Annotated in this window: 26 protein-coding genes and 2 pseudogenes; 9 read left to right on the plus strand and 19 right to left on the minus strand. The window is 70.9% G+C overall.

Annotated features, from left to right (window positions below):
• Positions 1–129 precede the first annotated feature (129 nt).
• The 3 genes and pseudogenes from ACZ51I_RS21630 to ACZ51I_RS21640 form a co-directional block, all read left to right on the plus strand.
• Positions 130–663 carry a hypothetical protein gene (locus ACZ51I_RS21630; protein ID WP_468878248.1) on the plus strand — a complete coding sequence of 178 codons (534 nt, stop codon included), beginning with the start codon at positions 130–132 and terminating at the stop codon, positions 661–663.
• A gap of 194 nt (positions 664–857) precedes the next feature.
• Positions 858–1,409: pseudogene (locus tag ACZ51I_RS21635) on the plus strand (GNAT family N-acetyltransferase); the annotation flags it as partial.
• A gap of 36 nt (positions 1,410–1,445) precedes the next feature.
• Positions 1,446–1,982, plus strand: a pseudogene (locus tag ACZ51I_RS21640) (GNAT family N-acetyltransferase); the annotation flags it as partial.
• Positions 1,983–2,004: 22 nt separating this feature from the next.
• Here ACZ51I_RS21640 and ACZ51I_RS21645 read toward each other — a convergent pair.
• The 6 genes from ACZ51I_RS21645 to ACZ51I_RS21670 form a co-directional block, all read right to left on the minus strand.
• Positions 2,005–3,528 (minus strand): type IV secretory system conjugative DNA transfer family protein, encoded by a 1,524-nt coding sequence (locus ACZ51I_RS21645; RefSeq protein ID WP_468878251.1) that lies wholly within the window; start codon positions 3,526–3,528, stop codon positions 2,005–2,007.
• On the minus strand, positions 3,529–4,923 hold the full coding sequence (locus ACZ51I_RS21650; protein WP_468878254.1) for an ATP-binding protein: 1,395 nt from the start codon (positions 4,921–4,923) through the stop codon (positions 3,529–3,531).
• Positions 4,924–4,943: 20 nt separating this feature from the next.
• The gene (locus ACZ51I_RS21655; protein WP_468878256.1) at positions 4,944–6,497 is read right to left on the minus strand and encodes an SCO6880 family protein; all 1,554 of its coding nucleotides are present in this window, start codon (positions 6,495–6,497) and stop codon (positions 4,944–4,946) included.
• A complete protein-coding gene (locus ACZ51I_RS21660; protein WP_468878259.1) occupies positions 6,494–7,825 on the minus strand; it encodes a hypothetical protein in 1,332 nt (443 codons plus the stop codon). Before ACZ51I_RS21660 ends, ACZ51I_RS21655 begins: the two co-directional genes overlap by 4 nt.
• On the minus strand, positions 7,815–8,654 hold the full coding sequence (locus tag ACZ51I_RS21665) for a DUF8175 domain-containg protein (RefSeq protein ID WP_468878260.1): 840 nt from the start codon (positions 8,652–8,654) through the stop codon (positions 7,815–7,817). The genes ACZ51I_RS21660 and ACZ51I_RS21665 overlap by 11 nt, the downstream gene beginning before the upstream one ends.
• Positions 8,655–8,753: 99 nt before the next feature.
• Positions 8,754–9,062: a hypothetical protein gene (locus ACZ51I_RS21670; RefSeq protein ID WP_024757447.1), complete on the minus strand. Its 309-nt coding sequence runs from the start codon at positions 9,060–9,062 to the stop codon at positions 8,754–8,756.
• A 355-nt stretch (positions 9,063–9,417) separates the two neighbouring features.
• Between ACZ51I_RS21670 and ACZ51I_RS21675 the strand changes: the two genes are divergently transcribed.
• Both ACZ51I_RS21675 and ACZ51I_RS21680 read left to right on the plus strand, forming a co-directional pair.
• On the plus strand, positions 9,418–10,443 hold the full coding sequence (locus ACZ51I_RS21675; protein ID WP_468878263.1) for a C40 family peptidase: 1,026 nt from the start codon (positions 9,418–9,420) through the stop codon (positions 10,441–10,443).
• Between the two features lie 223 nt (positions 10,444–10,666).
• A complete protein-coding gene (locus tag ACZ51I_RS21680) occupies positions 10,667–11,389 on the plus strand; it encodes a phosphatase PAP2 family protein (RefSeq protein WP_468878266.1) in 723 nt (240 codons plus the stop codon).
• On the opposite strand, the gene ACZ51I_RS21685 is transcribed toward ACZ51I_RS21680, so the two are convergent.
• Entirely contained in the window at positions 11,386–11,541 is a 156-nt protein-coding gene (locus ACZ51I_RS21685) for a hypothetical protein (RefSeq protein WP_468878268.1), read from the minus strand. The two genes, ACZ51I_RS21680 and ACZ51I_RS21685, sit on opposite strands and share 4 nt — an antisense overlap.
• 128 nt (positions 11,542–11,669) lie before the next feature.
• Here ACZ51I_RS21685 and ACZ51I_RS21690 point away from each other — a divergent pair, with 128 nt between their 5' ends.
• A complete protein-coding gene (locus tag ACZ51I_RS21690) occupies positions 11,670–12,512 on the plus strand; it encodes an SCO4651 family lipoprotein (protein WP_468878271.1) in 843 nt (280 codons plus the stop codon).
• A gap of 118 nt (positions 12,513–12,630) precedes the next feature.
• Positions 12,631–12,816, plus strand: a complete 186-nt coding sequence (locus ACZ51I_RS21695) for a hypothetical protein (protein ID WP_468878273.1) — start codon at positions 12,631–12,633, stop codon at positions 12,814–12,816.
• A 24-nt stretch (positions 12,817–12,840) separates the two neighbouring features.
• On the opposite strand, the gene ACZ51I_RS21700 is transcribed toward ACZ51I_RS21695, so the two are convergent.
• On the minus strand, positions 12,841–13,194 hold the full coding sequence (locus ACZ51I_RS21700; RefSeq protein ID WP_468878276.1) for a metal-sensitive transcriptional regulator: 354 nt from the start codon (positions 13,192–13,194) through the stop codon (positions 12,841–12,843).
• A 193-nt stretch (positions 13,195–13,387) separates the two neighbouring features.
• Here ACZ51I_RS21700 and ACZ51I_RS21705 point away from each other — a divergent pair, with 193 nt between their 5' ends.
• Both ACZ51I_RS21705 and ACZ51I_RS21710 read left to right on the plus strand, forming a co-directional pair.
• Entirely contained in the window at positions 13,388–14,008 is a 621-nt protein-coding gene (locus tag ACZ51I_RS21705; protein ID WP_468878279.1) for a DUF47 domain-containing protein, read from the plus strand.
• 5 nt (positions 14,009–14,013) lie between these two features.
• Entirely contained in the window at positions 14,014–15,012 is a 999-nt protein-coding gene (locus ACZ51I_RS21710; RefSeq protein WP_468878282.1) for an inorganic phosphate transporter, read from the plus strand.
• Between the two features lie 96 nt (positions 15,013–15,108).
• Here the strand turns inward: ACZ51I_RS21710 and pstB are convergent, their stop codons facing one another.
• The 11 genes from pstB to mshD form a co-directional block, all read right to left on the minus strand.
• Positions 15,109–15,885: a phosphate ABC transporter ATP-binding protein PstB gene (pstB, locus tag ACZ51I_RS21715; RefSeq protein WP_468878285.1), complete on the minus strand. Its 777-nt coding sequence runs from the start codon at positions 15,883–15,885 to the stop codon at positions 15,109–15,111.
• A 28-nt stretch (positions 15,886–15,913) separates the two neighbouring features.
• Positions 15,914–16,987, minus strand: a complete 1,074-nt coding sequence (gene pstA, locus ACZ51I_RS21720) for a phosphate ABC transporter permease PstA (RefSeq protein WP_468878288.1) — start codon at positions 16,985–16,987, stop codon at positions 15,914–15,916.
• Positions 16,984–17,958, minus strand: a complete 975-nt coding sequence (gene pstC / locus ACZ51I_RS21725; RefSeq protein ID WP_468878291.1) for a phosphate ABC transporter permease subunit PstC — start codon at positions 17,956–17,958, stop codon at positions 16,984–16,986. Before pstC ends, pstA begins: the two co-directional genes overlap by 4 nt.
• A 112-nt stretch (positions 17,959–18,070) precedes the next feature.
• Positions 18,071–19,213 (minus strand): phosphate ABC transporter substrate-binding protein PstS, encoded by a 1,143-nt coding sequence (gene pstS, locus ACZ51I_RS21730; RefSeq protein ID WP_468878294.1) that lies wholly within the window; start codon positions 19,211–19,213, stop codon positions 18,071–18,073.
• A gap of 225 nt (positions 19,214–19,438) precedes the next feature.
• On the minus strand, positions 19,439–19,855 hold the full coding sequence (locus ACZ51I_RS21735; RefSeq protein WP_468878297.1) for an NUDIX hydrolase: 417 nt from the start codon (positions 19,853–19,855) through the stop codon (positions 19,439–19,441).
• The gene (locus tag ACZ51I_RS21740) at positions 19,852–20,829 is read right to left on the minus strand and encodes a CHAD domain-containing protein (protein ID WP_468878300.1); all 978 of its coding nucleotides are present in this window, start codon (positions 20,827–20,829) and stop codon (positions 19,852–19,854) included. Before ACZ51I_RS21740 ends, ACZ51I_RS21735 begins: the two co-directional genes overlap by 4 nt.
• Positions 20,816–23,125 (minus strand): RNA degradosome polyphosphate kinase, encoded by a 2,310-nt coding sequence (locus ACZ51I_RS21745; protein WP_468878303.1) that lies wholly within the window; start codon positions 23,123–23,125, stop codon positions 20,816–20,818. The genes ACZ51I_RS21740 and ACZ51I_RS21745 overlap by 14 nt, the downstream gene beginning before the upstream one ends.
• Before the next feature lie 202 nt (positions 23,126–23,327).
• Positions 23,328–24,311: an ABC transporter permease gene (locus ACZ51I_RS21750; protein ID WP_468878305.1), complete on the minus strand. Its 984-nt coding sequence runs from the start codon at positions 24,309–24,311 to the stop codon at positions 23,328–23,330.
• Complete coding sequence (locus tag ACZ51I_RS21755) at positions 24,308–25,150, minus strand: ABC transporter ATP-binding protein (protein WP_468878308.1); 843 nt, start codon at positions 25,148–25,150, stop codon at positions 24,308–24,310. Before ACZ51I_RS21755 ends, ACZ51I_RS21750 begins: the two co-directional genes overlap by 4 nt.
• Positions 25,147–25,536, minus strand: a complete 390-nt coding sequence (locus ACZ51I_RS21760; RefSeq protein WP_468878311.1) for a GntR family transcriptional regulator — start codon at positions 25,534–25,536, stop codon at positions 25,147–25,149. Before ACZ51I_RS21760 ends, ACZ51I_RS21755 begins: the two co-directional genes overlap by 4 nt.
• Positions 25,537–25,625: 89 nt before the next feature.
• Positions 25,626–26,552: a mycothiol synthase gene (mshD, locus tag ACZ51I_RS21765; protein ID WP_468878313.1), complete on the minus strand. Its 927-nt coding sequence runs from the start codon at positions 26,550–26,552 to the stop codon at positions 25,626–25,628.
• Between the last annotated feature and the right edge of the window lie 76 nt (positions 26,553–26,628).

Raw genomic sequence — 26,628 nt, forward strand, 5'->3', positions numbered from 1 at the left:
GCAGGGGGGACCCTGTGGGAGAGTAGGACACCGCCGAACAATTTTTAGCCTCAACCCCTGGACTCTGTCCGGGGGTTGAGGCATTTTTGCGTTCTCAAGGACGCGACTGAGCAGGACCCGGGGAGAATCGTGAACCGACCCTTGCTGTTTCTCGACGTGGACGGGCCTCTCAATCCCTATGCGGCTCAGCCGGAGAGGCGGCCTCACGGCTACACCACGATCAGGGTGCCCCGGAACGGGGGAACCCCTGAGGAGCACTGGGGGCTTTCTTCCGGCCGGCGACCCCTGCGGGTCTGGCTCAACCCGGGGCACGGGCCCTCCCTGCTCCAGCTCGGATTCGAGCTGTGCTGGGCCACCACGTGGATGGAAGACGCCAACCGGTGGATCGCTCCGGTGCTCGGGCTTCCGGAACTTCCCTTCGTCGACTTCGGCGATGCGCTGTTCCAAGAGCGACCGGACGGGGTCCACTGGAAGACCAGCGCCCTGGTGGACTACGCCAGGGGCCGTTCTTTCGCCTGGGTGGACGATGAACAGAGCGAGCTGGATGCGGCGTACGTGGCCGCCCATCATCGGGGAGCCGGGCTTCTGCACCACGTCAATCCTCGGGTCGGGCTGCGAGAGGACGACTTCCTCGCGCTCGCCGCGTTCGCTCGGATGGTGTAGCGCCCTTCGGACCGGGAGACAACGGTCCCGGGTCAGGCCGGTGTGACCAGATGGGTGTCGTAGGCCAGGATCACTGCTTGGACTCCGACCGGGGGCGGGCGTGCGGCGGCCGGCGTGGTACCCGGGTACGACGGGGGTCGGCGCCCCGGGAAAAGTCCTTGTCTGGGGGTGGGGACCTCGTCAGGATCGGCGGCATGGACTATTCGATACGCACCATCCGGGCCGACGAGTGGGAGCGGACCCGCGAGATCCGGCTGGCCGCGCTCCAGGACCCGATCGCGCACCTCGCCTTCCTCGACACGTACGAGGCGGCCGTCGCGCGCCCCGACGCCTTCTGGCGGGACAGGGCCGAGGCGGCGTCGGAGAGCGGTGACGGTGCGGCGCGGCAGTTCGTGGCCGAGGCCCCCGACGGGAGCTGGGCCGGCACGATCTCGGTCCTGGTGGAGCGGCCCACGGACGAGGTGCGGTTCGGGGAGCCGGCGAAGGTCCCCCAGACGCACATCGTGGGCGTCTACGTGCGCCCCGAGGCCCGTGGGACGGGCGTGATCGACGCCCTGATCCGGGCGGGCGTGGAGTGGTCCTGGTCGGTGGAGCCGGCGGTGGAGCGGGTGCGGCTGTACGTGCACGAGGAGAACGCGCGGGCGGTGGCCTTCTACCGGCGGTTCGGGTTCACGGCCTCGGGCGACCGGGTGCCGGTGCCGGGCGGCACGGGCGCATACGAGATCGAATACGAGCTGTCGCGGCCCGTGGTCCGGCACGGGGCGTACGTGCTCCGCGCGATCCGCTCCGGCGAGTGGGAGCGGGTGCGGGAGCTGCGTCTGGCGGCCCTTCAGGACCCGGTGGCGGCGCTGGCGTTCGTGGAGTCGTACGAGGAGGCTGCTGCCCGGCCGGACTCCTTCTGGCGGGAGCGGGCCGAGGGCGGGTCGGAGGACCGGGGCACGTGGATCCGGCAGTTCGTGGCCGAGGCGGCCGACGGGCGATGGGCCGGCACGGTGACGGTGCTGGTGGAGCGGCCGGAGGACGGGCGGACGGTCTTCGGCGACGAGGTGAGCGTGCCGCAGACCGACGTCGTGGGCGTGTACGTGCGTCCGGAGGCGCGCGGCGGCGGCCTGGTGGACGCGCTGCTGCGGACGGCCGTGCAGTGGTCCTGGTCGTTGGAGCCGGAGGTGGAGCGGGTCCGGCTGTTCGTCCACGAGGAGAACGCGCGGGCCGCGGCCGTCTACCGCCGGTTCGGGTTCGTGCCCACCGGAGGCCGGGCGGACACGGTGGGCTCGGGCGAGGCCCGCGATCTGGAGCACGAGCTGCGCCGGCCGGTCTAGTGCGGTTTGATCGGCAGGACGCCTAGGCGGTCGGCGAGTACTCCGGCCAGCGGGCCCTGGCCTGTTCGCGGGAGCGGAGCAGGGCGAGGGTCGGCAGTCCCTGGGTGCGGCCCGCCGCGAGGAGGTCCGGGAGCTGGGGGAGCGGGGCCACCGCGGCCACGTCGTCGAGGACGAGGGTCAGTGGTGGGTCGAGCCGACCGTCGGATGACCGTGCGGCCATGCGGCGGCCGTGCTCGACCACGCTTGCGGCGAGCGCCGTGAGCAGCGGCATCGCGCCGGGGTGGGTGCGGGGATCCTCGATCGCCTCGCCCACCACGTAGAGCGTGCCCCCTTCGGCGACGAAAGATGCCAGCGCCAGCGAATCAGTTCGATTCGGTACGCACGCTTCCCTGATGTGGATCGACGACAGCGCGCCCAGCGCACGTGCCGTCAGTTCCTGTGCCAGGCGACGGCTTTCCGGGTGCGCGGTGAGCGCCGACTCCAGGAGGCCCGCCAGGCCCGACGCGGCCTTCGGGTGGCTGCGGAGGATCCGTACGGGCTCGTGGGCTCCCGCGCCCTGCGCCCAGCGGTGGACCTGCCGGAAGGGCCGGCCGTCGACGGCGGAGGCGTGCAGCCAGCAGCGCAGCAGCGTTTCGGCGGTGTCGGCGGTGGCCGCGTCCAGGCGGGAGTGCGGGCGTACGGGGGCGAGCAGGGCGATCGCCCGCTCCTGCGCCACCGCGGGGTCCTCGCACTGCTCGGACGGTGACCAGTGGAGCCGGGCCGGGGTGTCGCAGAGGTGACCGGGGTCGTGGACCAGGACCGGGCCGAGTTTGCCGCGGGCGTCCTTGGTGGCGGACCAGACGGCGGGATCGGAGGTGACGACCAGGGCCGGGCCCTCCGCGTCCAGGACCGCCTGCACGGCGGCCGGGCGTCGGGCTTCCGGGGGGCCGTAGAGGGTGTGGGGGGTGTGGGGGGTGTTTATGGGGGCGATCACCGGGCCGGGGGTGGTGGTGGGCGGCGCCGGGGTCGGGGCCGGCGCGGGGGTCGGCGCCGGGGCGTGTTCTTCCGTCGGGCGGCGTGGGGGCGGAGGAGCGGTGGGCGGCTGTTGTACGGCGGCCGGAGACTCCCGTACCCCCGCGTCCTCCCGTACGGCCGCGTCCTGCCGTACCCCAGCGTCCTCACGTACCGGCGCGGTCTCGTACGTCCCCGCCTTCCGGTTCTCGCGGACCGCGCGCCAGCGGACCAGGGTGCCGAGGACGAAGACCGCGAGGACCATCAGGATCATCGCCTCGCCGATCACCAGGCCCCAGAAGAGGCCGTACCCCGAGAGCTGGTCGGGTGGGGTGGCCGGCCAGGCCGCCGGGAGGTCCGTCGGGGCCGTCGCGAGGGAGCGCAGGGCCGACGGGGTGCCCGTGAAGGCGACCCCCTGCGGCCAGGCGCCGTGGGCGAAGAGGCCCGCCAGGCCGGTCGCCGTCCACACCAGGACCGTGAGGCTGAGGAGGAGGGCGAACAGGCTGAGGAGCAGCCCGTCGGAGATCCCTCCGCCTCCTTTTCGTGCCGGTTCCATCTACGCCACCGTCGACTGTGAAGTGCCGTTCATCTGCTGCTCGATGAGGATCGCGCGCTGCTCGGTCTCCCACTCCAGCTCCGGGTCCCTGACGGAGGACTCCGTCATGGCGCGGTCGGTGTAGACGAGCGGGCGTTCCTTCTCGGTGATGAGGTGTTTGACCACCTGTACGTTGCCGTTGACGTCCCAGACGGCGATGCCGGGGGTGAGGGTCGGGATGATCTCGACCGCCCAGCGTGGCAGGCCGAGGACGCGACCCGTGTTGCGTGCCTCGTCGGCCTTCTGGGCGTAGATGGTCCGGGTGGAGGCCATCTTGAGGATTGCCGCCGCCTCCTTCGCCGCCGCTCCGTCGACGACGTCGGAGAGGTGGTGGACGACGGCGACGAAGGAGAGGCCGAGGCGGCGGCCGAACTTCAGGAGCCGCTGGAACAGCTGGGCCACGAACGGGCTGTTGATGATGTGCCAGGCCTCCTCGACGAGGAAGATGCGCTTCTTCCGGTCGGGGCGGATCCAGGTGTGCTCCAGCCAGACGCCGACGATCGCCATGAGGATGGGCATGGCGATGGAGTTGCGGTCGATGTGGGAGAGGTCGAAGACGATCAGGGGCGCGTCGAGGTCGATGCCGACGGTCGTCGGGCCGTCGAACATGCCCCGCAGGTCACCGTCGACGAGGCGGTCCAGGACCAGGGCGACGTCCAGGCCCCAGGCCCGTACGTCGTCTATGTCGACGTTCATCGCCTCGGCGGATTCCGCCTCGGGGTGGCGGAGGCGCTCGACGATGTCGGTGAGGATCGGCTGCCGGTCGGTGGTGTGCTCGGTGACGTAGGCGTGGGCGACCTTGAGCGCGAAGCCGGAGCGCTCGTCGAGGCCGTGGCCCATCGCCACCTCGATGATCGTGCGGAGCAGCGCGAGCTGGCCCGTGGTGGTGATCGAGGGGTCGAGGGGGTTGAGGCGGATCCCGGCGTCGTTGGCGACCATCGGGTCCAGGCGGATGGGGGTTATCCCCAGCTCCTGGGCGATGAGGTTCCATTCGCCGACGCCGTCCTCGCCCTGGGCGTCGAGGACGACGACCTGGCGGTCGCGGAAGCGGAGCTGGCGGAGCACGTACGTCTTCTCCAGCGCCGACTTGCCGTTTCCGGACTCGCCGAGGACCAGCCAGTGGGGGGCGGGGAGCTGCTGCCCGTACAGCTGGAAGGGGTCGTAGATGTAGCCCTTGCCGCTGTAGACCTCGCGGCCGATGATCACGCCGGAGTCGCCGAGGCCCGGCGCGGCGGTCGGCAGGTAGACGGCCTGGGCCTGCCCGGTGGAGGTGCGGACGGGCAGGCGGGTCGTCTCCACCTTCCCGAAGAGGAAGGAGGTGAAGGCTTCGGTGAGGACGGACAGCGGGTCTCGCATGGGTCTGTGCCCCTTCGGCCTTAGCGGCGGATGCCGGTCGCGAACGGCAAGGTGTTCACAAAGGCCCGGTGGTGCTCGCGGTCGCACCACTCCAGCTTCAGGTACGACTTGCCGGCGGAGGCCCTGATCGTGCGCTTGTCCCGGGCGAGGGCCTCGGGCGAACGCGACGACACCGTGATGTACCCGACGAGGTTCACTCCCGCCGCGCCGCTGGCGAGATCTTCACCCCGCTGGTCGAGCCGGCCGTGGGCGGCGATGTCGCGGGGGTCGACCGTGCGGTTCATCTTGGCGGCGCGGCTGGCGTCCGCCTCGTCGTTGGTCTTCTCGGTGAGCATGCGCTCGATGGCGACCTCGGTGGGCTCCAGGTCCATGGTCACGGCGACCGTGCGGATCACGTCCGGGGTGTGGACGAGGAGCGGGGCGAGGAAGTTGACGCCGACCGGGGTCATCGGCCATTCCTTCACCCAGGCCGTGGCGTGGCACCAGGGGGCGCGGGTGGAGGACTCGCGGGTCTTGGCCTGGAGGTAGGTCGGTTCCATCGCGTCGAGTTCGGCGGGCCAGGCGTTTCGCTTCGTCATGGCCTGGATGTGGTCGATGGGGTGGTCCGGGTCGTACATGGAGTGCACGAGGGACGCGAGGCGGGACTGGCCGAGGGGCTGGCGGACGCGGATGTCGGCCTCGGCGAGGCGGGCGCAGATGTCGGTGAGCTCGCGGGCCATGACGACGGCGAGGCCGGCGTCGCGGTCGAGCTTGCGGGCGCCGGAGGCGTGGCGGGCGGCGCGGGCCATGGCGTTGGCCTCGGCGGCGAGCTCGCGGGTGTAGTGCATGCAGGCGACGAGGTAGGCGCGGTGCTGCTCGCTGGAGGTGGAGACCATCGACTGGAGCTGGTCGTACGACTCCTGGAGCCACGCGGGCGCGCGCGGGTCGCCGCGCTGGGCGACGTCCTTGGCGTGCGCGTCGGGGTCGGCGGGGAGCGTGCGGGCGAGCATCTGGAGGCGGGTGACGAAGCCGTCGCCGTTGGCCACGTGCTTGAGGAGGGTGCCGAAGCGGTCGACCAGGGCCTCCTGGTCCTCGCTGTCGCGCAGGCCGACGCCGGGGCCCTCGATCTCGATGGCGGCGGTGACGGTGCGGCGGTCGGCGTGGAGGAGGACGGCGATCTCGTCGGGGCCGAAGGGGGCGGCGAGCCAGCCGATGCGGCCGATGCCGGGGGGCGGGCCGACCTCGACCTCGCGGCCGTCGAGGCGGGTGCCGGCCTCGGAGGCGACGGAACGGTAGGCGGTGCCGCGCTTGAGCATCCGCTTGTAGCTGCGGTTGATCTCGAACCACTTGTAGAACGTGCGGTGCTTGTACGGGAGGTACACGGCGGCGATCGCGAGCATGGGCAGGCCCGCGAGGAGGGCGATCCGCAGGGGGAGGAGGGGGACGAGGAGTCCGCTCATCATGCCGAGGAAGGCGCCGACGATGATCAGGGCGATCTCGCCGGTCTCGCGGTTCTTGCCGACGATCGCGTTCGGCCGGGCGCGGCCGATGAGATACGTGCGGCGGGGCGCGACCGGCTGGGACTGGGTCGTCAACGCCCTGCACCTCCAGAGTTCTTGCGGTTGCTGTGCGGGGTACCCGCGGTGGGACTGCTGCTACGGGGCGGGGGCGTCGCTCCGCCGGTGCCGCCGGTGCCGCCGCCTCCGCCACGGCTGCTGTGCGCGGCCATCCCGCCGGAGACGGGGTTGGCGGGGCGGGGGGCGGAGCCCTGGGAGCCGCCTCCGCCGCTGTCGCGGGTGCTGTGGGTCTTGATGCCCTGGGAGACGAGGGAGGCGGGGGAGGAGATGACGGCGGCGGCCGCGTTCTCGCCGGCGCGGTGGAGGCGGTTGTCGCGGGAGGCGGCGATCTCGTCGCCGAAGCCGGGCACGAAGCGGTAGATCATCGCGGAGGCGAAGATGGCGAGCAGGATGATCGAGAGCCCGGACACGACGGCGGAGACGGAGTCCGCGCCGGTGCCGGAGGAAAGGGCGCCGGCCAGGCCGAGGACGATCACGATCACCGGTTTGACCAGGATGATCGCGATCATGATGCCGGCCCAGCGGCGGACGTGGCCCCACATGTTCTTGTCGACGAGTCCGGAGTAGACGACGACGCCGAGGAGAGCGCCGACGTACAGCAGGACGGCGCGGAGGAACAGCTCCAGGTAGAGCACGCCGGCGGCGAGGACGGTCACCAGGGAGACGATGATCAGCATGATGGGGCCGCCACCGATGCTGTCGCCCTTCTGGAGGGCCTCCTTGAAGCTGCCGAAGAAGATGTCGGTCTGCTGTCCGGTGCCGGAGGCGATGACCTCGGTGATGGCGTCGGTGGCGTTGACGACGGTGTAGAGGATCAGGGGCGTGAACGCGGAGGCGAGGACCGTCAGCCAGAGGAAGCCGATGGCTTCGGAGAGGGCCGTGGTGAGGGGGACGCCGCGGACGGCCCGCTTGGCGACGGCGAGGAGCCAGAGGAGGAGGGTGAGGAAGGTGGCGGCGGCGAAGACGATGGCGTACCGGCCGAGGAACTGCATGTTGGTGAAGTCGACGTCGGCGGTTTCTTTGACGGCCTTGGAGAGTTCGTCGACGACTTTGATGGCGGCGTCGGCGAAGCCGCGGGAGAGGGACGTGAGGGGGTCCAGGGCGGTGGTGGGGTCGGCGACCCCGCTCTTGTCGGCTCCGCCGCCGGTTCCGGCCCGGCCGTTCTCGCAGTAGTCCCGTGCGGGGCCGCGGATCAGGTCGCAGGGGTTGTCGCTGCCGCTCGGGCTCGGGCTCGGCGTGGGCGTGGGTGCGGCGAGGGCGCGGCCGGCGAAGAGTACGACGGCTGTCTGGGCCGCGCCCAGCGCGGCGGCGATCCTGGTGCCGCGCGGGAGGCGCTTACCGGGCATAGGTGAAGCCTCCGAACTGACCGACTGCGTCGCTCATCTCCTCCGCCGTGGACGCCCGCTGGTCCCGGCCGACGGGGACCGGGCCGTCCTTCTGGCTGAAGCCGGTGACCTTCCAGTCTCCGTCGACCCACTCCAGCTCGTACGAGCCGGTGTACCAGGCCTCGGAGACAGGGTTCTTGGATCCCTCACCGGCCATGCCGAACAGCGACGAGTACCAGACCGAGACCGTGGCCTTGTCGTCCGTGTAGTTGTCCACCTTCGAGCCCACGGGGACGACGCGGGAGATGAACGTCAGGCCCTGCGGCGGGGTGCCGTCGTCCTTGAGGCCGATCCGGCTGAGGAAGCCCTTGTCGGCGTAGACCTTGTCGAGATCGCCCTGGCGCGAGGTCACGACGGCGGGCGCGTAGACGGTGTGCACGATCTCGTTCCGCGCCGAGGCGTCGAACATCTCCGCCGACCCCAGCGCCACCGCGTAGTTCGTCGCCGCGCTCTGCGCCCCCTGCTCGTCGTGGGCGTAGCCCGTGGGGATCGCGCCGTTCTTGCCGGTGACCGGGCGGACGCCCGTCGCGGCCGTGGGGGCCGCCTTGCCCGGGGTGCCGGAGGGGGAGCCGGCCGGGTCCGCCGGTTCGCCTCCGCCGCGGTTGGCGAAGGCGATGGCGGCGATGAGGAGGACCACCACGCCCACGACCGTGATGAGGGACCGGGAGCTGCGGGCGGGACGGCGGGCGCCGCCGTAGACGTCGCCGCTGTTGCCCTCGGGCAGGCGGGTCCGGGTCTGGCCCGAGCCGCCCACGCCGCCGAAGCTGTCGTGCTCGTCACCGGGACTCATGCCGGGTACGCCCCCTCACTCGTTCGCGGGTACGGCCGTGCTTCAACATGACTGGGCATCAGGGAACGCAATCTCAGGAGAGTCGGGTCCGAAGGGAGATCAGACGGCCATCCCGTAGACGATGGTGAACAGCGTCCCCAGTGATCCGATGATGAAGACGCCGGTCAGACCGGCGACGATCAGGCCCTTGCCCTGTTCCGCGCTGAACGTGTCGCGGAGGGCGGTCGCGCCGATGCGCTGTTTGGCCGCTCCCCAGATGGCGATGCCGAGGCAGAGCAGGATGGCCACGGCCATCACGACCTCGATCATCACCTTGGCTTCGTTGCCCAGGCTCCCGAAAGGTCCCCAGTTGGGGGCGATTCCACCGATGATGGTGGTGATGTCGCCCTTTTCGGCCGCCAGGTACATGTAACTCACCGCCCCTGTTGGTTACTTGGTCGCCCCTGCCGGACGGCATGGGTCATCGCCCTATCTTCGCTGATGAAACCGCTCACGTGTGACGGCTTGACGGCTCTCTTTACCCGATCCCCGCACACTTGACCGATCTGACCGTCTTGACCTGCGGTGGTGTGGCCGGTTTCCATGCGAAGAAGCGTATGGTCACTCTGTGTATCACGGAGAGTGACTCCGGGCAATGATTGTCGTTGTTCCACTCTTGGGGCGGCGTCAGGCGCGCGAAGCCCCCGGAGCCATCCCCTCGGGGTGACTCGACGCCTAGACTGAGCCCCGGGGCGTACTGCCATGAACCAAGGGGTGGTTGACGGTGCGTAGGGCTGGCAAGGCGTGGCTGGTGGCCGGTGGGGTCCTGGGGGTCTGTCTCGGCTTTGTCGCACTGCTCGTCGTCGGTACGTACTCCGCCGCGGCCGGGATCGCCGGTGGCGCGGGTGCCAGGGGTGGGGCCGTCGCTCTCGCCAAGGGGGCCGTTCCGGCTCTCTACCAGGGGCTCGTGCAGCGGTGGGGGAACCTGTGTCCCGCCATCAACCCGGCGCTGCTCGCCGCCCAGCTGTACCAGGAGAGCGGGTGGAACCCGCGGGCCGTCTCCCCGGCCGACGCGCGGGGCATCGCCCAGTTCATCCCCGGCACCTGGGCCGGGCACGGCATCGACGGTGACGGGGACGGCGACCGGGACATCTGGGACCCGCAGGACGCGATTCCCTCGGCCGCCTCGTACGACTGCGAGCTCGCCGGGTACGTGAAGGACGTGCCCGGGGACCCGGCGAGCAACATGCTGGCCGCGTACAACGCGGGCGCGTACCGGGTGATCCGGCACGGCGGCGTGCCGCCCATCAGCGAGACCCAGAACTACGTCCGCATCATCCGGTCCCTGGAGAAGAGCTTCGCCCGGCCGGTGGGCCGGGTCGCGCCCTCGCAGCAGGCCGCGGCCGCCATCCACTACGCGCAGCAGAAGCTCGGCACCCCGTACCTCTGGGGTGGTACGGGCACGGCCGCGCAGAACGGGCGCTTCGACTGCTCCGGGCTCACCCAGGCCGCGTACGACAGCGTCGGCGTGCGGCTGCCGCGCGTCGCCAACGACCAGTACAACGCCGGCCCGCACCCGGGCCGGGACGAGCTGCTCCCGGGCGACCTCGTGTTCTTCTCGGACGACCTGACCAACTCGCGGGCCATCCGGCACGTCGGCATCTACGTCGGCGGCGGCTACATGATCGACGCCCCGCGCACGGGCGCGGTGATCCGCTTCGACCGGATCGACACCCCGGACTACTTCGGCGCCACCCGGGTCACCAGGGAGGGCGCGGCGGCGCTGCCCACCCATCTCCCGCAGGCCTGACCGGAACAGACGGGCCGTCGGATGCCCTTAGGGGCTTATCGGGCATGGCTGGAACTCTCCGTCATGCACAGGCCCTGAGCTGCGGTGCACCGTCACTCTTCGATAACGTCGGCATGATCCACCGGAGAGAGCGGAACGTGCGCCTCAGGCGGTTCGTTCCCTGATCCGACCGCTCTGACCACGGGGGTTGGAAACCAGACACGAGAGCAAGGGGCCGCAGCAGATGGCTGGACTCGCATCGGACGGCTCGAACCCCGATGTCGGCCTGCTCTACGACATCAACGGACTGGCCAAGGCCGCTCCGCCGTGGTTCGACCGTGTCATGGAATTCGTCGGTGAGTACGGGATCGTGCTCGGGATGGTCCTCGTCGTGCTCTGGTGCTGGTGGAGCGTCCGCCGACGCGGAACCCTCGCCGACTCCGTCTCGGCCGTCGCAGGCCTCGTCTGGGCCCCGTTGGCCGCCGGCATCGCCCTTCTCGTCAACATCCCCATCCGCGGCTTCGTCGAGCGCCCCAGACCCTTCAAGGACCACCAGGGGCTCGAAGTCCTCGTCGACGGGAAGACCGACTTCTCCTTCGTCAGCGACCACGCCACCCTGACGATGGCGCTCGGCGTCGCCCTCTTCGTCGCCCACCGCAGGTTCGGCCTCGCCGCCATCGGCCTCGCCCTCGCCGAGGGCTTCGCCCGGGTCTACATGGGAGTCCACTACCCGACCGACGTCATCGGCGGCTTCGCCCTCGGCACGGCGGTGGCGCTGCTCCTCGCCCCGGTCGCGCTCGCCCTGCTGACGCCCGTCGTCTCCGCCGTCGCCCGCTCCGGCCGCGGCGCCCGGCTCGTCCGCTCCCGCCGGGCCGACGCGGCCCGCCGCCCCGAGGCCGTCGGCATCCCCGAGCCCCGCCTCGGCGGCCCGGCCACCGGAACCGGCCAGAACGACCTCGCCGCCTAGGACCCGTTCGTACGCAGGTGTTCCGCCGCGTCCGTGCGGGCCTTGTCGCGGGATCTGCGGGCCGGGCCGGTCCAGCCGCAGCTGCAGCGTGCCAGCGCGAACGAGCCGCGCTCCGTCGTCGTGGTGGTGTGGGTGGAAGCCTGCGCGTACACCCCACCACCGTACTGCGCGTGACGGCACGCCCCCACCGTCGTTATGCGGATCGGGTGTCCCCGGGCCCGAGGCTCCGGGGAGGGCGGGTCCCGGGCGAACAGCGGTCAGGCGTTGGGGGTTGGCGGCGATGGTGATGCAGCGGTACGGGCGTCCGCGCGGTCTCGGGAGCGGGGCGCTCGCCGTCACCGCCGTCCTGGCCGTCTCCCTCGTCGGGGCCGTGGCGGTCACGGGCTGCGCCGCCCCCGAGGACCCGAAACCGGCGGCCGACCCCGCCCTCGCCGTACGGAACGCCGCCGACGCGCTGGCGACGGCCGGCACCTCCAAGGCGAGCACCTCCATGGAGATGGCCGCCGGCGGGACCCGGGTCACCATCAGGGGCGAGGGCGGCTACGACTTCCGGCGCCGCACCGGACGGCTCGAGGTGCTGCTGCCGAAGGACCCGGCCGGGGCGAGTGAACACCGGCCGATCACCGAACTCCTCGTCCCCGGCGCGCTCTACATGAAGAACCGCGGGGCCGGAGTCCCCGCCGACAAGTGGGTACGGGTCGACACCACGACCCTCGACGACGGCAACCTCGTCACCGGCGGAGCCACCGACCCGGCCGCCGCGGCCGAGCTGCTCCGGGGCGCCCAGGACGTCACGTACCTCGGCGAGGTCGATCTGGCAGGGGTGAAAGTCGGCCACTACCGGGGTGTGACCGACATCGCACACGCCGCCCGGGCCGCCTCACCGCAGCTGCGCGGGGCGCTCACCGCGGCGGCGAAAGGGTTCGCCACGGACACCGTCCCGTTCGACGCGTACCTCGACGTGGAGGGGCGGCTGCGGAAGGTGCGCCACCAGTTCAGCTTCAGCAACCAGGGCCGGACGGTCGCGGTCGCCTCGACGACCCTGCTCTACGGCTTCGGCGTCCCGGTCGAGGTGACGCTGCCGGACCGCCGGGACATCTACGCCGGGAAGATCAAGGCCTGACCTGGGCCGGGGGTGGCGCGGACCATCGGCAAATGGTCCGGACGTGTCATGCGCGGCGCGTGGCGCCGTCCCTACGCTGGGAGACCGCTGGGAGACCGACGCCGGCAGGAAGAGGTGGATGCGCGTGGCCCCGCCCGGTACAGCAACCATGCCCGCAGACCCGGAGTGCGTCGCCCTCGCCGAGATCGAACTCTGCGGCGAACTGATCATCGCGGCGTCGGCCGCGGACGGGGAACGGCTCAGCGCCGACCGGATCGACGAGGTACTGAGAGTGGCGGCGGAGCGGGCCGCGGAGGACCGCTGACGGCACGGACCCGCCCCGGCCGCCTCAGGTGCGCAGCATGCGGGCGATGGCCTTCGTGGCCTCCTCGACCTTCTCGTCGATGCCCGAGCCGGTGGCCGCCGCGTCCGCCACGCAGTGCCGCAGGTGCTCCTCCAGGAGCTGGAGGGCGAAGGACTGGAGCGCCTTCGTCGAGGCGGAGACCTGGGTGAGTATGTCGATGCAGTAGACGTCCTCGTCGACCATCCGCTGGAGGCCGCGGATCTGGCCCTCGATCCGGCGGAGCCGCTTGAGGTGCTCGTCCTTCTGCTTGTGGTAGCCGTGCACGCCGTGTCCGTGGTCGGCCGGCTCGACGGCCGCGACGGCCTCGGGGGTGGCCTGGTCCGTCTCGGTGGTCGTCATCGCGTCCTCCCGCTGTCCAGAAAAGGGGGTGTATACCCCTCGTGGGTATAGGGTACCGATCCCCGCCGGTCAGGGCGGGGGCCCGTGCAGTTCACTGTGCCTGATGGGCGACACTGAGAGACGCCGGTTAGCCGTGGCCGGATGATGCGCCTAGCATCAGCCTGACCGAAACCCAGCACCCCGAGGACCTCACGTGCGATTTCGTCTGACCCCCAGGGAGACGAGCTTCTACGACATGTTCGCCGCTTCCGCGGACAACATCGTCACGGGCTCCAAGCTCCTGATGGAACTGCTCGGCGCGGAGCACTCCGCCCGGGCCGAGATCGCGGAGCGGATGCGGGCAGCGGAGCACGCCGGTGACGACGCCACCCACGCGATCTTCCACCAGCTCAACTCCTCCTTCATCACGCCCTTCGACCGCGAGGACATCTACAACCTCGCGTCGTCCCTCGACGACATCATGGACTTCATGGAGGAGGCCGTCGACCTGGTCGTCCTCTACAACGTCGAGGAGCTCCCCAAGGGCGTCGAGCAGCAGATCGAGGTCCTGGCGCGGGCGGCCGAGCTGACCGCCGAGGCCATGCCGAACCTGCGGACGATGTCCAACCTCACCGAGTACTGGATCGAGGTCAACCGGCTGGAGAACCAGGCGGACCAGATCCACCGCAAGCTGCTCGCGACGCTCTTCAACGGCAAGTACGACGCCATCGAGGTGCTCAAGCTCAAGCAGATCGTCGACGTGCTGGAAGAGGCGGCCGACGCGTTCGAGCACGTGGCCAACACGGTGGAGACCATCGCGGTCAAGGAGTCCTGAGCTTCGTGGACACCTTCGCTCTGATCGTGACCATCGGTGTCGCGCTCGGCTTCACGTATACGAACGGCTTCCACGATTCCGCCAACGCCATCGCCACGTCGGTGTCGACCCGGGCGCTGACGCCCCGGGCCGCGCTCGCCATGGCGGCGGTCATGAACCTCGCCGGTGCCTTCATGGGCAGCGGGGTCGCCAAGACCGTCAGTGAGGGGCTCATCGAGACCCCGACCGGTGACAAGGGGATGGGCATCCTCTTCGCCGCGCTCGTCGGCGCGATCATCTGGAACCTGGTCACCTGGTACTTCGGTCTGCCGTCCTCCTCCTCGCACGCCCTCTTCGGCGGCATGGTGGGCGCGGCGCTCGCCGGTGGCACCGAGGTGATCTGGGGAGGCGTGCTCGACAAGGTCGTCATCCCGATGTTCATCTCGCCGGTGGTCGGCCTGGTCGTCGGTTACCTGGTGATGACGGCGATCCTGTGGATGTTCCGCAAGGCCAACCCGCACAAGGCCAAGCGCGGCTTCCGGATCGCGCAGACGGTGTCGGCGGCCGGCATGGCGCTCGGCCACGGTCTGCAGGACGCCCAGAAGACGATGGGCATCGTGGTGATGGCCCTGGTCATCGCCGATGTGCAGGAGTCCGGCGACGAGATCCCGGTGTGGGTGAAGATCGCCTGTGCGGTGATGCTCTCGCTCGGTACGTACGCGGGCGGCTGGCGGATCATGCGGACGCTCGGCCGCAAGATCATCGAGCTGGACCCGCCGCAGGGTTTCGCTGCGGAGACCACGGGCGCGTCGATCATGTTCGGCTCGGCGTTCCTCTTCCACGCCCCGATCTCGACGACGCACGTCATCACCTCCGCGATCATGGGCGTCGGCGCGACGAAGCGCGTCAACGCGGTCCGGTGGGGTGTCGCCAAGAACATCATCCTGGGCTGGTTCATCACCATGCCGGCGGCGGCGATCGTGGCCGCGGTGAGCTATTACGTGGTGCAGCTGGTCTTCGGCTGAGTCCGCTCGTACGGAAAATGGGCCCGGCTCCCCTGTGGGGGAGCCGGGCCCTGCGTCTTGCGGTGGCACCGCCATGCAGCACCACAAGACGGGCTCTTATCCGAAGCGGCCGGAGATGTAGTCCTCGGTCGCCTGGACGCTCGGGTTGGAGAAGATGCGCTCGGTGTCGTCCAGCTCGATCAGCTTGCCGGGCTGGCCGACGGCCGCCAGGTTGAAGAAGGCCGTACGGTCCGAGACGCGGGCGGCCTGCTGCATGTTGTGCGTCACGATGACGATCGTGAAGCGTTCCTTGAGCTCGCCGATCAGGTCCTCGATGGCCAGGGTGGAGATCGGGTCGAGGGCCGAGCAGGGCTCGTCCATCAGCAGCACGTCGGGCTCGACCGCGATGGCGCGGGCGATGCACAGACGCTGCTGCTGGCCGCCGGAAAGGCCGGAGCCCGGCTTGTTGAGGCGGTCCTTGACCTCGTTCCAGAGGTTGGCGCCCTTGAGGGACTTCTCGACGATGTCGCTCAGCTGGGATTTCTTGTAGTTGCCGTTGAGCCGCAGGCCCGCCGCCACGTTGTCGAAGATCGACATGGTGGGGAAGGGGTTCGGGCGCTGGAAGACCATGCCGACCGTGCGGCGCACGGCGACCGGGTCGACGTGCGTCCCGTACAGGTTCTCGTCGTCGAGCATCACCTTGCCCTCGACGCGGCCGCCGGGGGTGACCTCGTGCATCCGGTTCAGGGTGCGCAGGAAGGTGGACTTGCCGCAGCCGGACGGGCCGATGAAGGCGGTCACGGAGCGGGGCTCGACGGTCATCGAGATGTCGTCGATCGCCTTGTGGGCGCCGTAGTAGGCCGAGAGGCCGCTGACGTCGATTCGCTTGGCCATGTGAATCACTGCTTCCATGTGGCCGCGGTCAGCGGCCGGTCTTCGGGGCCTTCCAGCGGGCGATGCCGCGGGCCACCAGGTTGAGGATCATGACGAAGGCGATCAGGACGAGCGCGGCGGCCCAGGCGCGGGCCACGGCGGCGTCGGTGCCGACCGCGTACTGCTCGTACACGTAGAGCGGCAGGGAGGACTGGGCGCCTTCGAAGGGGTTCGGGTTGATGAGCTTCGTACCGAACACGAGGAGCAGGACCGGGGCTGTCTCGCCGGTGATGCGGGCGATCGCGAGCATGACGCCCGTGGTGATGCCGCCGATCGCGGTGGGCAGGACCACCTTCAGGATGGTGCGCCACTTGGGGATGCCGAGGGCGAGGGAGGCCTCGCGGAGCTCGTTCGGGACGAGCTTGAGCATCTCCTCGGTGGAGCGGACCACGACCGGCATCATCAGGATGGCGAGGGCCATCGCGCCGGCGAAACCGGAGGGGCCGAAGCCCAGCATCAGGTTCCAGGTGGCAAGGATGAAGAGGCCGGCGACGATCGACGGGATGCCCGTCATGACGTCGACGAAGAAGGTGACGGCCTGGGCGAGCCTGCCGCCGCCGTACTCGACGAGGTAGACGGCGGTCAGGAGGCCGATCGGGGCGGCGATCAGGGTCGCGATGCCGACCTGCTCGATGGTGCCGAGCAGCGCGTGGTAGACGCCGCCGCCGGCCTCGGCGTCGAGGACGCCGTTCATCGAGTGGGTCAGGAAGTAGCCGTCGAGGGCGGTCATGCCCTTGCTGATCGTGACCCAGGCGAGGGAGAGCAGCGGGACGACGGCGAGGACGAAGGAGACCCAGACGAGGCTGGTGGCGACGCGGTCCTTGGCCTGGCGGCTGCCCTCGACCCTGGTGGTCACGGTGAAGGTGACGAGGACGAAGAGCAGCGCGGCGATCAGGCCCCACTGGACCTTGCTGTGCCAGCCGGCTCCGAGGCCGATGCCGATGCCTCCGGCGATCGAGCCGGCGGCGACGGCGGCCGGCGTCCAGCGCGGGAGGCGGGCGTGGGAGAGGGACCCGGGGCGCGGGGCCACCGAGACCGGACGTTCCTGTATGGCGTGGCTCATGCCGCGGCCCCCGAGTACTCCTTGCGGCGGCCGATGATCCAGCGGGCGGCGCCGTTGACCAGCAGGGTGATGGCGAAGAGGACGAGACCGGAGGCGATCAGCGCGTCCCGGCCGAACTCGTTGGCCTCGTTGAACTTGGCGGCGATGTTCTGCGCGAAGGTGCCGCCGCCCGGGTCGAGCAGGTGGCCCGAGACGAGGAAGCTGGGGGAGAGGACCACGGCGACGGCCATGGTCTCGCCGAGTGCGCGGCCGAGGCCCAGCATCGAGGCGGAGATGATGCCGGAGCGGCCGAAGGGCAGCACCGAGATGCGGATGACCTCCCAGCGCGTGGCGCCGAGGGCGAGGGCGGCTTCCTCGTGCATCTTCGGGACCTGGAGGAAGACCTCGCGGGTCACGTTGGTGATGATCGGAAGGATCATGATCGCCAGCAGGATGCCCACGGTGAAGAGGTTGCGGGCGACGCCGTCGCTGGACTTGTCGAAGATGTACGTCCAGCCCAGGTACTGGTCGAGCCACTGGTTGAGGCCGTCCAGGTACGGGACGAGGAAGATCGCGCCCCAGAGGCCGTAGATGATGCTGGGCACGGCGGCGAGCAGGTCGACGACGTACGCGAGGGGCTTGGCCAGCCTGCGCGGGGCGTAGTGCGAGATGAAGAGGGCGATCCCGATCGCGACGGGCACGGCGATGAGCATCGCGATGACCGAGGAGACGACCGTGCCGAAGGCGAGGACGGCGATGCCGAAGACCGGCGGGTCGGCGGCCGGGTTCCACTCGAAGGTGGTGAAGAAGTTCGTGCTGTCGTCGGAGATGGCGAGGACGGCGCGGTAGGTGAGGAAGACCGCGATCGCGGCCATGATCACGAGGAGGGTGATGCCGGAGCCTCGGGACAGGCCGCTGAAGATGCGGTCCCCGGGGCGGGACGCGCCCTTGGCGGGCCGGCCCCTCTGTATGTCTGGTGTGGTGGAAGCCATCGGTTTTCTCCGGTCTGCGGGTCCCGTACGGGTACGGGGGCCCTGGCGGCGGTGCACCGGATGCCGGGGCCGGCCCCTGCACGGGAGGTGAGGGGCCGGGCCCGGCCGGGGGTCAGGACAGGGTGGGGACGATCGCGCGGACCTTGGCCGCGATCTCCGCCGGGAGCGGGGCGTAGCCGGCCTCGGAGAGGACCTTCTGGCCCTCCTCGCTCGCGGTGTAGGTGAGGAAGGCCTTCAGGGTGGACAGGGTCTCCGCCTTGTTGCCCTTGTCGCAGGCGATCTCGTACGTGACCAGGGTGAGCGGGTAGGCGCCCTCGGCCTTGGTCTCGTAGTCGAGGGAGAGGGCCAGGTCGCTGCCGGTGCCCTTGACCTTGGCGGCGGCGATGGCCTTCGAGGCGTTCTCCGTGGTGGCGGCGACCGGGGCGGAGGCGCCGGTGTTGATGCTGACCGTGGAGATCTTGTTGGCCGCCGCGTAGGACAGCTCGAAGTAGCCGATGGAGCCGTCGGCGTCCTTGACGGCGGTGGCGACACCGGAGGAGCCGTTGGCGGCCTGGCCACCCGGGGCGGGCCACGACTTCGTCTTCGGGTCGTACTTCCAGTCGGCCTTCGCGGTGGCCGAGAGGTACTTGCCGAGGTTCTGGGTGGTGCCCGACTCGTCCGAGCGGTGGAAGGCCTGGATGGTGGTGTCGGGGAGCTTCGCGCCCGGGTTCAGCTTGGCGATCGCCGGGTCGTTCCACTTGGTGATCTTCGTGTCGAAGATCTTGGCGAGGGTGGGGGCGTCCAGGACCAGGTTGTCCACGCCGTCCAGCTTGTAGCCGATGGCGATGGGGCCGCCGACCATCGGCAGGTTGATGCCCTTGCCGCCCTTGCAGATCTTCTGCGACTCGGCGACCTCTTCGTCCTTGAGGGCGGAGTCGGAGCCGGCGAAGGTGACCTGGCCCTGGTTGAACTTGGTGATGCCGCCACCGGAGCCGATGGCCTGGTAGTTGACCTCGACGCCGGAGCACGCGGCCTGGAAGTTCTTGACCCACAGGTCCATCGCGTTCTTCTGCGCGGAGGAGCCGGCGGCGAGCAGCTGACCCTTCGCACCGTCACACGTGATGTCCGACGCGGCGGCGGAGGTCTTGGTGCCGCCGTCCTTGGCCGGGGCCTCCGTGTTGTTGTCGGAGCCACACGCCGAGAGGACGAGCGCACTGGAGACGACGAGGGCACCGATCGCGGAGGCGCGAAGCCCGTTGTTGCGCGAAAGCTTCACTTTCGGGTGTTCCTTCCAGAAGCCGCCCTGTCACGGACCGTGTGTCCTGAACGTTCTACGGCGGCGTGTGTCGGTGGGTGGTGCATCGCTGTGCTCTGTGCACCGTGTAAGGCCGAAATTAGGCAGGACAGGTGAAGCGGTCGACGGGGAAGGGTGAACGGGAAGTGAACCGTGCGGTAAGCCCGAGTGCGGGGCCGTGCCGTCGCGGGCGGGGCGCGCCGTCCGTCAGTCGTGCGGGGTCGACAGGGCCGCGTCCAGGAGGCTGCGGTCTCTGGGGTGGGTCAGGCGGTGACGGGCCGTGGGCGGCGGGAGCCAGAGCAGGGCGTCGACCTCCTTCGTCGGGACGAAGCCGCCGTCCAGGGCGCGGGCCCACCAGTACGCGACCTCCTTGGGGCGGCCCGACACCGAGTAGCGGACCGTCGGCAGGCGCGGGCCCAGCTCGCAGCGCCGGCCCGTCTCCTCGAGGACCTCGCGCCGCGCGCACTCCTCCGCCGTCTCGCCCCGCTTCCGCTTGCCCTTCGGGTGCGACCAGTCGTCCCACTTCGGCCGGTGGATGAGGGCGATCTCGATGCCCTGGCCGGAAACCGCCGGGCGCCACAGGACGCAGCCCGCCGCCAGGATCGGGCCCGGGTCGTCGGTCATGGGACCGGGGCCGTCGTTCTCCGCCAGGCGCGCTGGAAGGCGAAGCGCGCGGCCTCGACCTCGTGGCGCTGGTCGGCGTGGAGGACCCCGAGGGCGTACGCGGTCGCCGGGGCGATCCGGGGGGTGCGGGCGGCGGTGGCCGCCGCCGTCGCGGCCTCGGCGGCGTCCCGGTGCCGGTCCAGGGCCCGGGCGGCCTCGTACAGCACGGAGTCGGGTTCGCCGCCGGTGTGCAGGGCCTCGGTGGCGTACCGGTGCAGGCGGAGCAGGGCCCGGGTGTGGTGCCAGGGCGCGTCCTGCGTCTCACTCGCGGCGAGGGCGTCCGCGTTGTACGGGTGGGCCGCCCTGGAGAGCGGGAGCGCCGCCACCGCGTCGAGGAGCCGCCGCTCGGCGAGTTCGGCGGGGCCGTCGATGACCTCGATGGCCGGGGCCGCGCCCGCCGGCCCGAGCGGCACCTCGGAGGCGAGGAGGGCGACGGCGTCCGCGACGGCGTGGAAGCGGGCGGAGCCGAGCGCCTGGAGGGAGGCCGAGTGGGCGCGCGTACGGGCCAGGGTCAGCTGGCGTTCGAGGAGCGCGCCCGCGCGGGCGGCTCCGACCGCGAGCCCCGCGCTCTCCGAGCCCCGGGCCGCCGGCACCGGACCGCTGCCGCTCGACAGGCGGGACAGCGCGTCCACCAGGCGGACGAGCCGGGAGGTGCAGGCCTGCTCCAGGGCCAGGGTGCCGGAGAGCCAGGCGAGCTCCGTGCGCAGCTGGTCGGCCCAGGCCGCGTCGAGCAGCGGCCGGAAGGTGTGGAGGGTGCCGCTGATCCGGCGGGCCGCGCTCCGCAGCGTACGCGCGGCCTCCTCCGCCCCGGCCGTGTCGGAGCCGCTCTCGGTGTGCAGGCGCAGGCCGCGGAGGAAGTCCGCGGCCCGCGCGTGCAGGTAGGGGGCCAGGACCTCGCCCGCCGTGACGTCCTGGAAGTGGTCAGGGTTGTGCACGCCGGCGCCTCCGCGCGTCGATGAGCATCTCCTGGACGTGCCGCAGGGGCCGGCCCTCGGGGTCGGTCGCGTGGCGCGTCCAGTTCCCGTCGGGTCCGAGGTGCCAGGAGGAGGTGGTGTCGGACATCCCGGTCTCCAGGAACCGGGTGAGCGCCGCCCGGTGCGCCGGGTCGGAGACCCGTACGAGGGCCTCGATCCGGCGGTCCAGGTTGCGGTGCATCATGTCGGCGCTGCCGAGCCAGACCTCGGGCTCGCCGCCGTTGCCGAAGGCGAAGATCCGGGAGTGCTCCAGGAAGCGGCCGAGGACCGAACGGACCCGTATGTTCTCGGAGAGGCCGGTGACCCCGGGGCGTACGGCGCAGATGCCGCGGACCCAGATGTCGACGGGGACGCCGGCCCGCGAGGCCTGGTAGCAGGCGTCGATGACCGCCTCGTCGACCAGCGAGTTGACCTTGATCCGTACGTACGCGGGCCGCCCGGCGCGGTGGTGCGCGATCTCCTTGAGGATCCGGGAGACCAGGCCGTCGCGGAGCGACTTGGGGGCGGTGAGCAGACGCCGGTAGGTCTCGCGGCGGGAGTAGCCGGAGAGCCGGTTGAACAGGTCGGAGAGGTCCGCGCCGACCTGCGGGTCGGCGGTGAGGAGGCCCAGGTCCTCGTAGAGCCGGGCCGTCTTCGGGTGGTAGTTGCCGGTGCCGACGTGCGAGTACCGGCGCAGCAGCTCGCCCTCCTGCCGTACGACGAGCGACAGCTTGCAGTGGGTCTTCAGGCCGACGAGGCCGTACACGACGTGGCAGCCGGCCTCCTCCAGCTTCCGCGCCCACTTGATGTTGGCCTGCTCGTCGAAGCGGGCCTTGATCTCGACGAGGACGAGGACCTGCTTGCCGGATTCTGCGGCGTCGATGAGGGCGTCGACTATGGGGGAGTCGCCGGAGGTCCGGTACAGCGTCTGCTTGATCGCGAGGACGTCCGGGTCGGCCGCCGCCTGCTCCAGGAAGGCCTGCACGGACGTCGAGAACGAGTCGTACGGGTGGTGCAGGAGCACGTCCCGCTCGCGCAGCGCCGCGAAGACGTCGGGCGCGGACGCGGACTCGACCTCGGCGAGGTCCCGGTGGGTGCCGGCGATGAACTTCGGGTACTTCAGCTCCGGCCGGTCCTGCCCGGAGATCCCGAAGAGGCCGGTGAGGTCGAGCGGGCCGGGCAGCGGGTACACCTCGGCGTCGGAGACCTTCAGCTCGCGCACCAGCAGGTCGAGGACGTACGGGTCGATGGACTCCTCGACCTCCAGGCGCACCGGGGGGCCGAAGCGGCGCCGCATGAGCTCCTTCTCCAGGGCCTTGAGCAGGTTCTCCGCGTCGTCCTCCTCGACCTCCAGGTCCTCGTTCCTGGTCACCCGGAACATGTGGTGCGCGAGCACCTCCATGCCGGGGAACAGCTCCTCCAGGTGCGCCGCGATGACGTCCTCCAGCGGCACGTACCGCTGCGGGGAGGCCTCCAGGAAGCGGGAGAGCAGCGGCGGCACCTTCACGCGCGCGAAGTGGCGGTGGCCGCTGACCGGGTTGCGGACGACCACGGCGAGGTTGAGGCTGAGCCCGGAGATGTACGGGAAGGGGTGCGCCGGGTCCACGGCCAGCGGGGTCAGGACCGGGAAGATCTGCTGCCGGAAGAGGGTGAAGAGCCGCGCCTGCTCCTTCTCCGTGAGCTCGGGCCAGCGGATCAGGTGGATGCCCTCGTCGGCGAGGGCCGGGGCCACGTCCTGCTGGTAGCAGGCGGCGTGCCGGGCCATGAGCTCGCGCGAGCGCGTCCAGATCAGGTCCAGGACCTCGCGGGGCTGGAGGCCGGAGGCGGAGCGGGTGGCGACGCCGGTGGCGATGCGGCGCTTGAGGCCGGCGACGCGGACCATGAAGAACTCGTCGAGGTTCGAGGCGAAGATCGCGAGGAAGTTCGCCCGCTCGAGGAGGGGGGTCGTCGGGTCCTCGGCGAGCTCCAGGACCCGCTCGTTGAACGCGAGCCAGCTGCGCTCCCGGTCGAGGAAGCGCCCCTGCGGCAGGTCCTCGCCGAGCGCGCCGTCGTCCTCGTACGTGTCGGGGTCCGAGTCCAGGTCGGCGTCGATGTCGGTGACGACGGTGCCGTTGACGACGTGCGCGCGGTGCGCGGTGATGGAACCGAGGGGCGGCGCGACGGGCGCGGACGCTGTGCCGGAGGCGGTTCCGGAGGTGGTTCCGGAGGCGTTTCCGGACGGCGGGGCGGACGGCGTGGCGGAGGACTGGACCGGGACCTCGGCGGGCTGCTGGCTCATGGCCCCATTCTTCCGCGCGAAGGGGTGTCCGGGCGCGTCGGAGCCTGCCGTGGGGGAGGGAAGTCTCCCCTTGGGGAGAGCGGACACGGAGCGCTTCATTGCGTGAGCGTCGCAAGCGCGTCTGAATGGCCGGTAACGGGGACGTGTCGTACGGGAATCGGGGGCGGGGCCCTTGATCAGGGCCCCGCGCCCCTTGTTCTTCCTACGGCAGCCGGGCGCGCAGGACGCGGAAGGCGACGAAGGCCGCGAGGGCGGCGAGGGCGAGGAGGATGCCGGACTCGATGAGCTGGGTGGGCCAGTAATGGGACCGGGGGTGGTAGTCGATGTACTGGCTGGTGACGCCGTGCTGGGTGAGGCAGCGGTCGAACAGCTTCATCGCCCCGTCCTGCATGCTGTCCAGGTCGGGGGTCCTGTTCACCTGGTCCCAGCAGATCGACTGCTCGAAGCGGGCGCCGGAGGACGTGAGCAGCCCGCTGTCCATCATCATGCCGTTGTCCGGCATCCAGAGCGTGGGGCCGGCCGGGCCGGTGATCGTCTTCACGGTCAGGAAGTTCCAGCGCAACTCGCCCAGGACGAGCAGGACCACGCCCACGACGACGCCCGTGACCGCCATGGCGACGAGGGTGCGGCGGATCAGCTGGCCGACGAGGGCGCCGACGGCGACGGCGGCCAGGACGTACGCGAAGAGCACGACGCCGGTGGCCTCGTACGACCCGGCGTCGGACCAGTGGAGGCCGTAGCTGCCGGATACGCGGCCCCAGCCGATCCGGAAGACGCCCATGAGAGCGATCAGGGTGAGGAAGGCGGCGACGGTCGTGCAGAGGAGCTTGGCGCGGAGCCAGGCCACCGGGCTCACCGACTGGGTGAGGGCGAGCTTGTACGTCCCCGACTCGAATTCGCGGGCGACGAGCGGACCCGCGACGAAGGCGCCGACGAGCAGCGGCAGGTAGAGCAGGTACACGCCGCCGTGCTCGATCGCCAGACGCAGCAGCTCGTAGCCGTGATTGCCGTCGGCGGCGTACCGCCGGCCGTCCTCGTAGTACCGGTCCGGCGTCTGCGCGTCCCAGATCCGCAGCCCGCCGATCACCGTCAGGGCCACGACCACCGCCGCGCCCGCCAGCCACAGCGTCCGCCGGTACTGGCGGACCGTCACCCAGGAGGAGCCCTTCAGGGCGAGGGTGCTCATGACGCAGCTCCTTCGGTGGTGCGGAGGTGGGCGAGGAGGAGGTCCTCCAGGGAGGGGTCCGCGGTCTCCCAGGGGCCTTCGACCGGCCCCTCGTGGCGTACCAGGGCGATGAGCTGACGGCCTGTCGTGCGGGACTCGACGACCGTGTGCGGGGCGAGGTCGGCGATCGGGCCGGTGAGCAGGGTGTGGGCGGCGAGGAGTTCGTCGACGGGACCGTCGAGGCGGACCTTGCCACCGTGGAGCAGGAGGAGGTGGTCGCAGGCGCCCTCCAGCTCGGTGAGGATGTGCGAGGACATGACGACGGTCGTGCCGCGTTCGGCGGCGTCGGCCATGAGCAGACCCATCAGCTGGTGGCGGGCGAGCGGGTCGAGGTCGGCCATCGGCTCGTCCAGGAGCAAAAGTTCGGGCCGCTTGCCGAGGGCGAGCGCGAGGGCGACGCGGGTGCGCTGGCCGCCGGAGAGGTGGCGTACGAGGGTGTCGGAGGAGAAGCCGCCGCCCTCGGTGATCCGCCGGGCGACGGTGTCGTCCCAGCGGCCGGGGTTGAGCTCGCGGCCCATGCGCAGGGTGTCGGCGACGCTGAGCCGGGGGTGGAGCGGCTTGTCCTGGGCGACGTAGGCGAGATGCTCGCGCGCCGGGGCCTCGATGCTGCCCTCGGTGGGGCGGAGAAGACCGGCCGCGAGGGCGAGGAGGGTGGACTTGCCGGCGCCGTTGGGGCCGACGAGGGCGCAGATCCGGCCGGCGGGGAGGGAGAAGTCGCACTCCCGCAGGGCCCAGCCGCGTCCCCTTCCCCCGTAGCGCTTGCCCAGGAGGCGGGCCTCCAGGGCGGTGTCCTTCGTCATCGGTCGTCGTCCCCCTCGAAGTGTTCCTTAAGTACGGATGTGAAGAGCGCGGCCACGTCCTCCCGCTCGAGCCCCGCGGCGCGTGCCCGGCGGGCCCAGTCGGTGAGTTCGCCGCGCAGGGGCGAGTCGGCGGGGCCGGTGCCGAGGGTGGCGCGGACGAAGGTGCCCAGGCCGCGGCGGGCCTCGACGAGGCCTTCGCGTTCGAGCTCCCGGTAGGCCTTGAGGACCGTGTTGGGGTTGATGGCCGTCGCCTCGACGACCTCGCGTGCGGTGGGCAGTCGGTCGCCGGGCTCCAGGAGGCCCATCCGGAGGGCCTGTTTCGTCTGCTGGACGATCTGGAGGTAGGTGGCGACGCCACTGCGCCGGTCGATGCGGTACTCGACCACGATCCCTTCCACCACCCTTTCACTAATCAAGTAGTGAAAGGGTGGTGCAAAGAAGGGGGCGGTGTCAACCGCCCCCTTCCGGCCGGGACTTACGACTCCGTGCGGTACATCAGGTCCACCTCGTGCGTCGTGAACCCGATCCCCTCGTAGACCCGCACCGCCGCCGTGTTGTCCGCGTCCACGTACAGCATCGCCGTCGGCAGCCCCTGCGCCGCCAGGTGCCGCAGGCCGATCGCGGTCAGCGCCTTGCCGAGGCCGCCGCCCTGGGCGTCCGGCAGGATGCCGACCACGTACACCTCGCCGAGCTGCTCCTCGGCGTGGGTCTTCGTCCAGTGGAAGCCGACCAGCTTCCCGTCCTTCTCCGCGAGGAAGAAGCCCTTCGGGTCGAACCACGGCTCGGCCATCCGGTCGTCCAGGTCCCGCTGCGTGAGCGAGCCCTGCTCCGGGTGGTGCGCGAAGGCCGCGCCGTTGACGGCGAGCCAGGCCTCGTCGTCCTGCCCGGGGGTGAAGGTGCGGACCCTGACGCCCTCGGGCAGCACCGGCTCCGGGATGTCGAGCGGCACCAGGGGGCGCCGCAGCTGCCGCAGTTCGCGGAAGAGCGTCAGGCCCAGGACCTGGGCGAGGTGCCGGGCCGCCGACTTGCCGCCGTGCGCCCAGACCCGCAGCCGCTTGCCGGAGGCGGCGAGCAGGGCGGTGCCGAGCGCCCGGCCGTGGCCGCGCCCCCGGTGGGAGGGGTGGACGACCAGCTCGGCGGCCGGGGCCTCGATCGGGTCGGTCTCCTCCAGCTGGGCGTAGCCGTACAGGTTCGGGCCGACGGTGAGGAGGAAGTGGCGCACGCCCTCGCGCCTGCCGTGACGCAGGTACAGCCGGCCCTGCTCGGACACGGCGTGCAGGCCGTCGGCGTGGTCGGCGGCCTCGAGCAGCTCCAGTACGTCCTGGATCTGCTCGGGCGTGAGCTCGTCATACGTGTGGATCTGCCGTCCCGGTTCAAGGGCCGGCGCCGTGTCGGAAGTCATGGCTACGAGCCTACGGCGACACTTCGTCAGGCAAGGGCAACTGTCTTGTAACCAGCCGACCCCTGTTGCGCTACGC

The organism is Streptomyces sp. NPDC034084, from assembly GCF_055575535.1.